The 8,786-nt window shown below is 61.2% G+C and carries 8 protein-coding genes, 2 pseudogenes and 1 other annotated feature; of the genes and pseudogenes, 4 read left to right on the forward strand and 6 right to left on the reverse strand.

The genetic code is table 11. The features are described from left to right. Nucleotides 1-146 precede the first annotated feature (146 nt). Nucleotides 147-1,381, forward strand: a protein-coding gene (locus QMK17_RS25640; RefSeq protein WP_283512107.1) for an IS3 family transposase whose coding sequence is annotated in 2 segments (ribosomal slippage) — nucleotides 147-432 and nucleotides 432-1,381 — 1,236 coding nt in all. Because the reading frame shifts where the segments join, the coding sequence is not laid out codon by codon here. Next, nucleotides 431-559 (forward strand) — a sequence feature (AL1L pseudoknot). Its footprint overlaps the gene before it by 129 nt. On the opposite strand, the gene QMK17_RS25645 is transcribed toward QMK17_RS25640, so the two are convergent. Both QMK17_RS25645 and QMK17_RS25650 read right to left on the reverse strand, forming a co-directional pair. Continuing rightward, nucleotides 1,354-2,544, reverse strand: a complete 1,191-nt coding sequence (locus QMK17_RS25645) for an IS30 family transposase (protein ID WP_283512108.1) — start codon at nucleotides 2,542-2,544, stop codon at nucleotides 1,354-1,356. The two genes, QMK17_RS25640 and QMK17_RS25645, sit on opposite strands and share 28 nt — an antisense overlap. 50 nt (nucleotides 2,545-2,594) lie before the next feature. Beyond that, a pseudogene (locus QMK17_RS25650) lies at nucleotides 2,595-2,858 on the reverse strand (transposase); the annotation flags it as partial. A gap of 810 nt (nucleotides 2,859-3,668) precedes the next feature. On the opposite strand from QMK17_RS25650, the gene QMK17_RS25655 reads away from it, so the two are divergent. Further along, a complete protein-coding gene (locus QMK17_RS25655; RefSeq protein WP_283512109.1) occupies nucleotides 3,669-4,223 on the forward strand; it encodes a DUF6584 family protein in 555 nt (184 codons plus the stop codon). A gap of 345 nt (nucleotides 4,224-4,568) precedes the next feature. Here QMK17_RS25655 and QMK17_RS25660 read toward each other — a convergent pair whose 3' ends face one another. The 3 genes from QMK17_RS25660 to QMK17_RS25670 form a co-directional block, all read right to left on the reverse strand. Further along, on the reverse strand, nucleotides 4,569-4,883 hold the full coding sequence (locus tag QMK17_RS25660; protein ID WP_283512110.1) for an ANTAR domain-containing protein: 315 nt from the start codon (nucleotides 4,881-4,883) through the stop codon (nucleotides 4,569-4,571). Between the two features lie 74 nt (nucleotides 4,884-4,957). Beyond that, complete coding sequence (locus QMK17_RS25665) at nucleotides 4,958-5,545, reverse strand: helix-turn-helix domain-containing protein (RefSeq protein WP_283512111.1); 588 nt, start codon at nucleotides 5,543-5,545, stop codon at nucleotides 4,958-4,960. A 40-nt stretch (nucleotides 5,546-5,585) separates the two neighbouring features. After that, complete coding sequence (locus QMK17_RS25670; RefSeq protein ID WP_283512112.1) at nucleotides 5,586-6,017, reverse strand: hypothetical protein; 432 nt, start codon at nucleotides 6,015-6,017, stop codon at nucleotides 5,586-5,588. A 172-nt stretch (nucleotides 6,018-6,189) separates the two neighbouring features. On the opposite strand from QMK17_RS25670, the gene QMK17_RS25675 reads away from it, so the two are divergent. Further along, entirely contained in the window at nucleotides 6,190-7,203 is a 1,014-nt protein-coding gene (locus QMK17_RS25675) for a hypothetical protein (RefSeq protein WP_283512114.1), read from the forward strand. A 13-nt stretch (nucleotides 7,204-7,216) separates the two neighbouring features. Here QMK17_RS25675 and QMK17_RS25680 read toward each other — a convergent pair whose 3' ends face one another. Next, entirely contained in the window at nucleotides 7,217-8,116 is a 900-nt protein-coding gene (locus tag QMK17_RS25680; protein WP_283512113.1) for a pseudouridine synthase, read from the reverse strand. Between the two features lie 43 nt (nucleotides 8,117-8,159). On the opposite strand from QMK17_RS25680, the pseudogene QMK17_RS25685 reads away from it, so the two are divergent. Next, a pseudogene (locus tag QMK17_RS25685) lies at nucleotides 8,160-8,660 on the forward strand (DUF2127 domain-containing protein); the annotation flags it as partial. Nucleotides 8,661-8,786: the final 126 nt, after the last annotated feature.

Below are 8,786 nucleotides of genomic sequence, written 5' to 3' on the forward strand. Positions count from 1 at the left end.
CGGAAAGACCCTGGTCAACAACCCCACCGACACCACATCCGACAGCCGACGATCCGAGACCGGTTTCACCCATCCGCTACGAGGCACAACTCATCATACCTCGAAGGTCCTTAACTGAACGGTATTGTTCTTAGGAGAATGAAGCCATGGCACGACCGGCAAGCAACTACCCCACCGAACTGCGTGAACGCGCGGTCGGCATGTTCACCGAGATCCGCACGAACTACACCTCGGACTGGGCAACCGCGACATCGATCGCGGACAAGCTCGACATCAAGTCGACGCAGACAGTCCTGAACTGGGTCCGCAAAGCCCAGGTCGACGCCGGCACCCGACCCGGTATCACCACCGACGAAGCCGCGGACATCCGCAAACTCAGAGCCGAGAACCGAGAACTCAAGCGCGCGAACGAAATTCTGAAGGCGGCATCGGTTTTCTTCGCGGCGGAGCTCGACCGCCCACACAAGTGATCTGCGCGTTCATCGACGCGCACAAAGACGCACACGGGGTCGCGCCGATCTGCACCGAACTCACCGAACTCGGATGCAAGATCGCCCCGTCGACGTACTACGACGCCCGTCACCGGCCACTGTCCCGGCGGGAGATTCGAGACGAGGACCTGATGGTCGAGATCACAGAGGTCCACGAGAAGAACTACTCCGTCTACGGGGCCAGGAAAGTGTGGATAGCGCTGCGGCGCGACGGAACCGATGTTGCACGGTGCACCGTCGAACGACTCATGCCTGTCCTCGGGCTCCGCGGTGTCCTGCGCGGGCGTGACCCGCGGACCACCGTCTCGGACCCGAAAGCCGACCGGGCGAAGGACCTGGTCGGCCGTAATTTCGAACCGTTGGCCCCGAATGTTCTATGGGTTGCCGATTTTACTTATGTCCGAACGTTGGCCGGGTGGGTGTACGTCGCGTTCGTCATCGACGCGTACGCCCGCCGGATCCTTGGATGGAAGGTGTCGAATCGGATGACGACACCGTTGGTTCTCGATGCGATCAACCAGGCGATCTGGGTTCGCAGGTCCGAAGGGGTCACCGATCTGACCGGCCTCGTACACCACAATGATGCCGGAAGTCAGTACACCGCAGTAGCTTTCACCGAACGACTCGTCGAAGTCGGCATCGATGCCTCCATCGGAACGGTCGGCGATGCCCATGACAATTCCCTCGCCGAGTCGATCAACGGACTCTACAAAGCGGAGTTGATCAAGCGTACCGGCCCGTGGCGGGACGCCGCACACGTCGAGGCTGCCACAGCCGACTACCTGCAATGGTTCAACCACGACCGGATCTACGAATTCTGCGGTGACATGTCGCCGATCGAATGCGAGCAACTCCACTACACTCAACAATCGGAACAGCTCGCGAGCTGACCGACCTCACACAAAATCAAGTCTCCGGACTCGCCGGTGCGGTTCAACTTGAATCCAAGGCACTTCCGTGGACGGTTGTTCAGCTTCGCTGCGATCGCATCGAGATCGTGTTGAGTCAGATCTCCCATGTACGTTCCCTTCGGAAGATACTGGCGTAAAAGCTTATTGGTGTTCTCGTTCGTTCCTCGCTGCCAGGGACTGCGTGGGGCAGCGAAGAACATCTCGATCCCAGTCGCAGCACTGAGCAGCTTGTGGCCGGCGAGTTCCATCCCACGGTCCCAGGTCAGACTCCGACATAGAGCCGGATTCATCCGCGCGTACTCCCTGACCAGCGCAGGAACGACCGACGTCGTATGCCGGGTTGGCGTCTGCACGATAGTCAGATAGCGATACTTACGATCGACCAGGGTGGCTACCTGACTGTTTCTCGAACCAATGACCAAGTCGCCTTCCAAGTGGCCGCTGACGCTGCGATCCTGCGCTTCGGCGGGCCGGTCCTCGATCGGTCGTGCATCAATAATTTGCGAACGCCACTGCCCTTTGACACTGTGCCGCTTGTTCTTTCGGATCGGGCGGCGGGTCCGAAGCTTCTTGCACAGTTTCTGTGGGATGACGCCCCAGCGTGTGGTGTAGATCGAGCGATAGATCGTCTCGTGACTGATTTCGAGCTCGACGTCGTCAGCATGGCGCAATCTCAGATGCCCGACGATCTGCTCGGGTGACCACTCGTCGTCGAGCATCGACACGACCTTGTCGCGCAGCACTGGATTCCGTTTCAGCAGGCATTCTTTGGGCCGCTTGGCCTGCACGCCAGCGCGCACCTGCGCAGCTGCGGCGCGATAGCTGCCACGCCCTCCATTCCTGGTGATTTCACGACTTACGGTCGAGGGCGCGCGGTCGAGAATCGAAGCAATCGACCGAACGGTATCGCCCGATACGACTGCGCGCGAGATAGCCTCACGCTCAACAAGAGTCAGCGAACCGGAACGCGGTATAGGCTCCGACGGTGCGATGCCGCCGTGATACTTCAATACTGTGAAGACGGACCCCGGAGGCTTGCGTAGCGCACGTGAAATGACACTGATCGACTCCCCGGACCGCCACCGCCGCCACAGCTCCGCTTTCGCATCATCCGACATTCCCGGACGGCCGACTTTCGACACCCATGCCCTCCTTCAACTGCACTGTTGCGCTGACCCTTTGATTGTAAGGCTGCTTTTTTCAGGAACGCTGCCTCGGCTCGAAGTTCTCGATTCTCGCGTTCGAGCTGGGCGAGGCGTGCTCGTTCGGTCACCGTGAGTTCGGTGTCCGGGCCGCCGCCGTGGGTGTCGCGATACTTCGACAGCCACCGGCGCAGACTGTCGTCGCCGACACCGTACGCCTTGGCGACCTCACTGATCGGCTTGGAGGAATCGATGACCTCTCGGCACAGTTCGTCCTTGAACTCTGTGCTGAACGATCGACGCGATCTGCTCATTCTGGTCGGACTCATTTCGGTAGATCCCTATTCTAAGCGGGTCCATTGTCCGAAATCCCTGGGCCGATCAGACTCTGCTGATCGACACCGCAGGCTGCGGGACACGGGATGGACTGACGCCTCCCGATCGGCGGTGCCTGTTCGCGGGGATTGTCTGAATAACGGACTACCGCGGCAACGCCGGGGCGCCAGGCTTTGCTGGGATCGGTCTTGGACGGGTGAGGGCTTCGTCGGTTGTGTAGATGGATGCGGTGAGATATGTGCTCCGCCAGTCGGTCACTGGGTCACGTTGTCACATCGTGGTTCGGAACCCGCAATATCTGGCTTGAGGGCTCATTGAATGTCGACCAGGCCGATAGCGCTTGGGACGAGGCGTCGGCGAACGCGGCTGAGTATGGCTACGGTCAGCCGTCACGGTGGGTCCATCGGTCCCCGATTCGCTGAATCGGATAAGCTTCGGATGGTTCGATAGTATCTAGTGTGTCGCGTCGCCACTGGGTTTGAGACGCGAATTGGGATGCGGCTTGATCCGCCGGATATCCGCCAATCGGGTCGGACGGGGGTGCTCCGACTCGTCCAACCAGACGATTCTGGCCTGGTCTGACCAGCTGAAATACCGTTTCCTGGGGGTTGTGGTCCATCTGAAAAGCGGAAGGTCGTCGGTTCGATCCCGACTCTGGCCACAATATACTTCGGAGCCCCAGTCGGTTGTCACGAGTGGGGTTTCTTTTTTGTGCTCAGCGGCACGGATGTACAGCCCGGGCTGTACCGAGTCCGGTCCGATCACTCGGTCACCGATAGTCTGATTCGGTGGATGTGATCGATCTGGCACAACAGGACCTAGCCCGTGGAGACATAACCGCCGCGCGCGACCGCCTGTACACGGAGCTTCGGAGACGCCCAGCATCTCAGCCTGTCCTGGAGCTGCTGGCGTACACCCACCTGATGGCCGGCGATCGCGCCACTGCAGGGGCTGCGTGGTTCTTGACGGACAAAGCAGACGACGATCCGACAGCAGCATCGGCATTTGCGGCACTGGAAGCCCGTCACGGTTCTGCTATCGCGTTGGCGTGCGCACTCCCGATCAATGCGCCGTCGCAACACTATCCAGCGCGGGCTCAGGCCCGGTTGGAACGGCTCGCAGCGACCATCCGCGCAAACGGGCAGGAGTGGGTGCCGCCACGAGACACCGTGTACTTCGACGAGCTCGGAGTAGATGCGGACAACTTTCTCGACGACGACTTCCCGGACGGCAGCTACACCGGAAGCGGTCGAGCATTTCGGCAACGGGTGATTGCGGCTCTCATCATCGTGGCAATCGCAGCTACCTCGGCGTCGGTGGTGCTGGCGATCGTCTTCTCGTAGTCGGTCTCCGACTGTTGCGTCCGACGCCGAGCGTAAAGTTGTCCCCGATCACTTCGGCTATCGGCAAAAGGAAAGATCATCGAATCCACCCGGCGCGGCGACGTCCCACGCGATGACAATTACGCGGTCAACCTCGCTCAGGCCAGGCTTTTCGCAGCAGGCCTGGCCGAGCACATCGAGAGATGCTCGGCATCCATAGAAATTGCGCAAGCTCGCGGATTTCGCGCGCGTGCCGACAAGGCGACCACACGTGCGCGGGAGCTGGAGTCGGAAGCTGCTTCACTGCGCCGTGAGCTGTACGAGATGTACCGCCAGATCGACGCTATGACCGCTCGATTCCCCGAACTACGCGGAGATACTGTTTTCCGCAACTGACAGCGCTTCTCGACCAGACCGTGGTTCGAGTGCCGAGCCCCATCGCGCCAGCGCGACCCGGCGAGGGGCCTCGTCGCCGCACTGTCGGCCTTCAGCCAAAGTGATGACAGTTCGGGACAGCTCGAACAGGCTGACTCGATTGTCTCGTGCGGTGGCGAACAGGTCGTCGACCGCAGTTGCCACTGTCCCGCCGCAACGACCGACGAGAACGCCGGTTGCGATGTCGACATCGGTACGCGATGCGGGCCCCCGAGACGCCATTGTGTCGGGACTTCTTTCTGTCATTTTCGTTCCTCGTCGTGTCGATCGAATCTGGTCTCACTGTGTCATACCGGGCCGACGGGAACGTGACGAAGTGGCTAACGATCGGTGGGTTTCGCTCGAACGTGCATCCGCTCGCCCTGCGGACCGAAGAGGCTGAGGATTTCGACCGGTCGATCGTCGACGGCGCCGAACCAATGTGGCACGCGCGTATCGAATTCTGCAGCCTCGCCCGGTTTCATGATGATGTCGTGTTCGCCCAGCACGAGCCGCAGTCTCCCGTTGAGGACGTAGAGCCACTCGTACCCTTCGTGGACGCGTGGGGTCGGCTCGTAGCGAACCGGATCGACCACGAGTTTGTAGGCCTGCATACCGCCTGGGCGACGGGTGAGCGGGTGGATCGTCACGTGCTCGCGTCGCGTGGGGGTGGATTTCACTCGTGGATCCTCGACCGGAGGCGCGCTGATGAGTTCGTCCAGCGGGATCTGATGAGCCCTGGCTATGGGAAGGAGTAGTTCGAGACTGGGCTTTCGGTCCCCTGATTCGAGGCGCGAGAGCGTGCTGAGCGAGATTCCGGTCGTCTCGGCCAGCGCGGCCAACGTCGTTCCACGTTCGGTTCGGAGGCTGCGAAGCCTGGGGCCGACGCCAGCGATCACGTTCTCGATGTCAGGATCCGCTTTGCTCATTGCTCTATTGCAGTTTCGGCAAACTAATTTGTCAAGCCGATCACGGACAGGCCAGCTCGGCCTGATCGAAAATTCGTTGAGCTTGCTCGGTCGACGGACGCGCATCTCCTGATGCCGCCTCGAGTTCCAGATCGGCGACGACGGAGGATTCGTCGGTGCCGCTGGCGATCTCGGTGCACGTGCTCATGAGCAGATTCTTGATCGCGTTGTCGTCCCGGTTCTCGGCAAGAGCACCGTACTGCGCGCGGAACGCAACGATGAACGCCCGCACTTTGGCGTCGTCGAACAAGCTTCCTGCGCGCTCGCCCACTGTGGAGGCGACGCTGCCGGCGGTCCCTGCTGCGTCGTCGAGAGTGGTGCCTTGCTCGGGCCGATCCCCTGCGTTGGACTGATCGGTGGTGCAACCGACAAGAACGAGCGAACACATACCGAGCGACAGCACTGCCGTACCGACCGACTTGACGTACTTCATGGTGCCGATCGTAGCTTTCGAGCCCGATTCGAGTTCCTCGGAAGTCCCCGTCGGAGGCTGCGTATGCGCTCATACTCGACGTGTGACCCGTGAAGTCGTGGTTCCGCGCGTGCGCGTGCGCCGTTCTTCGATCGTGCGCGACGCATACGGCAGTTCCAGTGCCGAAGCGTTCATGATCATAGCGATTTCGACTATCCTGGTTACTCGGCTTTATCTGGAGCTGACCAACTATCCGCAGGTGGGCGGCAAAACCCTTCATATCGCGCACGCGCTGTACGGCGGCGCACTGATGATGTTGGCGCTGCTGCTGGGGTGGATGTTCCTCGGTTTCGCCATGCGTGCGGTGGCGGTCGTTGTCGGCGGAATCGGTTTCGGGCTGTTCCTCGACGAGGTGGGAAAATTCGTCACCAAGGACAACGACTACTTCTACGGGCCGTCCTCGGAGATCATGTACGTGTTGGTCGTGATCGTCCTCGTCGGGAATCGAATCGTCCGTGACGCTCGGCGACCGTCGACCGAGGAGACCCTCGCCAATGCTGCCCACATCGCGGCGCAGGGCGTGGCTCATGGATTGCCCGAGCATCGGCGTGCATGGGCACTGCGCATGGTCGATCGTGCGGAGGCGGAGGGCGCCGAACCGGATACCGTCGCGGGCCTACGCTTGCTGCTCGACAAGTGCAGGCCAGGAAGTGCGCGCTTGTATGAATTGCAGAAATTCGCTCCGCGTCTGGTTCCGCAATTCTTGAAGAGCCCGCGGTGGGTCCCTCTTGTCGCGTGGGCGATGACGATCGTCGCCTTCGTCGGGGTGATATTCGGGGTCGTGGAATTGGTTCTGGGCAACTTTCACGTCGATTCGAAAGACACCACCATCGCTATCGATCGAATGGGAATTGCGAGCGGAATTCTGTTCGCATCGTCCTGCGCGACATTTGCTCTCGCTCTGCCGTCCGTCGTTCGCCTGCGCAACAAGAAGTTATGGCCACTGAAATTGCTGCGGATAGCGGCGTTGATCTTCACGCTGCTCAATGCGCTCGTCGAGTTTGCGCAGGAAGGATTCGCTGCGCTCATCAATGTCGCGATAGGTTTGTTCACCCTCGCGGTACTGTCCCACCGAATCGATGTTCGTACCGCCGAGATTGCTCAGGACAACGCGTCGCACGGTGATGTGCTGTCGATGCCGAAATAGGCAGAAGCGGCCTTCAGCCCGGTAAATGAAGTCGGCGCGTGCTTTCGAAGAGCCGTTTTCTTTCGGTGAACGGATCGACGAACGAGACGGACCTGGCCACAAGCTGCAAGGGCGCGGAGTAGTCGTCGCCCGCGACGTCGTAGAGCTCGGGATAGAAGTTGTCGCCCAGTATGGGTACACCCAGCGAACTCATGTGAAGCCGGAGCTGATGTGTACGGCCCGTTTTCGGGTACAACGTGTACATCCCGTGCGTCCGGTTGTTGGCCGCGAGTTCCATGTACGTCTCGGCATTCGGTTCTCCCGGCACCTCCTCGGCGCGTCGCGCATCGCGCTCCTTGACCATCCGGCTGCGCACGGTCCGAGGAAGCTCCAGGTCGGGATCGTAGCGAGCAACGGCGTCGTAGATCTTGGTCACCACGCGCTGAGCGAACAATTCTTGGTACGCCCTGCGCACCTCCGGACGGACCGTGAAGATCAGGACGCCTGCGGTGAGGCGGTCCAGCCGGTGCGCCGGACTCAGTTCGGGCAGATCGAATTCGCGGCGAAGTAGCACCAGTGCCGAGCGTGCGATGTAAGCGCCGCGCGGGATGGTGGCGAGGAAATGAGGCTTGTCGATGACGAGCAGGTCGTCGTCGCGATGCAAAATTTCGATGGCGAACGGCACCACCGGCTCGATCGGTGGGTCGCGGTACAGGTAGATGTCCTTGCGTGGAACCAGTGGGGACTCGGCGGAAAGTGGAACGCCCGCAGCATCGACGACCTCGCGCAGTTCGACCTTTTCTCGGAGTCTGACGGCGTTGTGCGGGAACCGGTCGACCAGATACTCCAGCACCGTTGCGAACGGAGACGAGTCGGGCATTCGGACACGCGTGGGTCCGAGGCCGTCGCGGATCGGTAGGGGAGCGCGGGCCATGACGTTCACTGTATCGGCCTCGACACGCCCTAGACTTCACGGCGTGGACTGGGCTCTGAGATCATGCAGCTGGCACGGGCACGAGACCTATGCACCCGACGAGCCGGAACTTCGCACACGACTGCGCGTCGACACTTCGGCGGGTGAGGCCTGGCGCTGTCTACGATGTGCGAACTTCGTGCCGGGGCCGCCTTCGGGTTCCGGCCCGGCCGACGAGGCGCCCGAAGTTCCCCGCGGCCGACTGCTCCGCGACCGGGTGATCATGCGCGTCCTGGCGGTAGAGAGGCTCCTGCGGGCGCTCGTTCTGTTCGGTGCCGCGTTCGCGATCTTCCAGTTTCGCGACGACCGAGGCTCGGTCCAATCCACATTCGATGCCGAGTTGCCGTTGCTGCGTCCGATTGCGGATCAGATCGGCTGGAACATCGACGATTCCAAAGCAGTGCAATGGATCGAGAAAGCCTTCGATCTGTCCGAGGCGACGCTCGTCTGGATCGCGGTCGCCGTTGCTGTCTACGGACTGTCTCAGGTGATCGAGGCAGTCGGATGAACCGCACCGGGTTGTCCGGAGGCTTCACTTCTTAGGAGAATGAAGCCATGGCACGACCGGCAAGCAACTACCCCACCGAGCTGCGTGAACGCGCTGTCGGCATGTTCACCGAGATCCGCAAGG

Origin of the sequence: Rhodococcus sp. G-MC3, assembly GCF_030063335.1 — a bacterium.
Classification (GTDB): domain Bacteria; phylum Actinomycetota; class Actinomycetes; order Mycobacteriales; family Mycobacteriaceae; genus Rhodococcoides.

Coding starts and splice junctions, on each gene's coding strand:
- QMK17_RS25680 (WP_283512113.1), bottom strand. CDS start 8,116: ATGGCCCGCGCTCCCCTACCGATCCGCGACGGCCTCGGACCCACGCGT.
- QMK17_RS25675 (WP_283512114.1), top strand. CDS start 6,190: ATGATCATAGCGATTTCGACTATCCTGGTTACTCGGCTTTATCTGGAG.
- QMK17_RS25670 (WP_283512112.1), bottom strand. CDS start 6,017: ATGAAGTACGTCAAGTCGGTCGGTACGGCAGTGCTGTCGCTCGGTATG.
- QMK17_RS25660 (WP_283512110.1), bottom strand. CDS start 4,883: ATGACAGAAAGAAGTCCCGACACAATGGCGTCTCGGGGGCCCGCATCG.
- QMK17_RS25665 (WP_283512111.1), bottom strand. CDS start 5,545: ATGAGCAAAGCGGATCCTGACATCGAGAACGTGATCGCTGGCGTCGGC.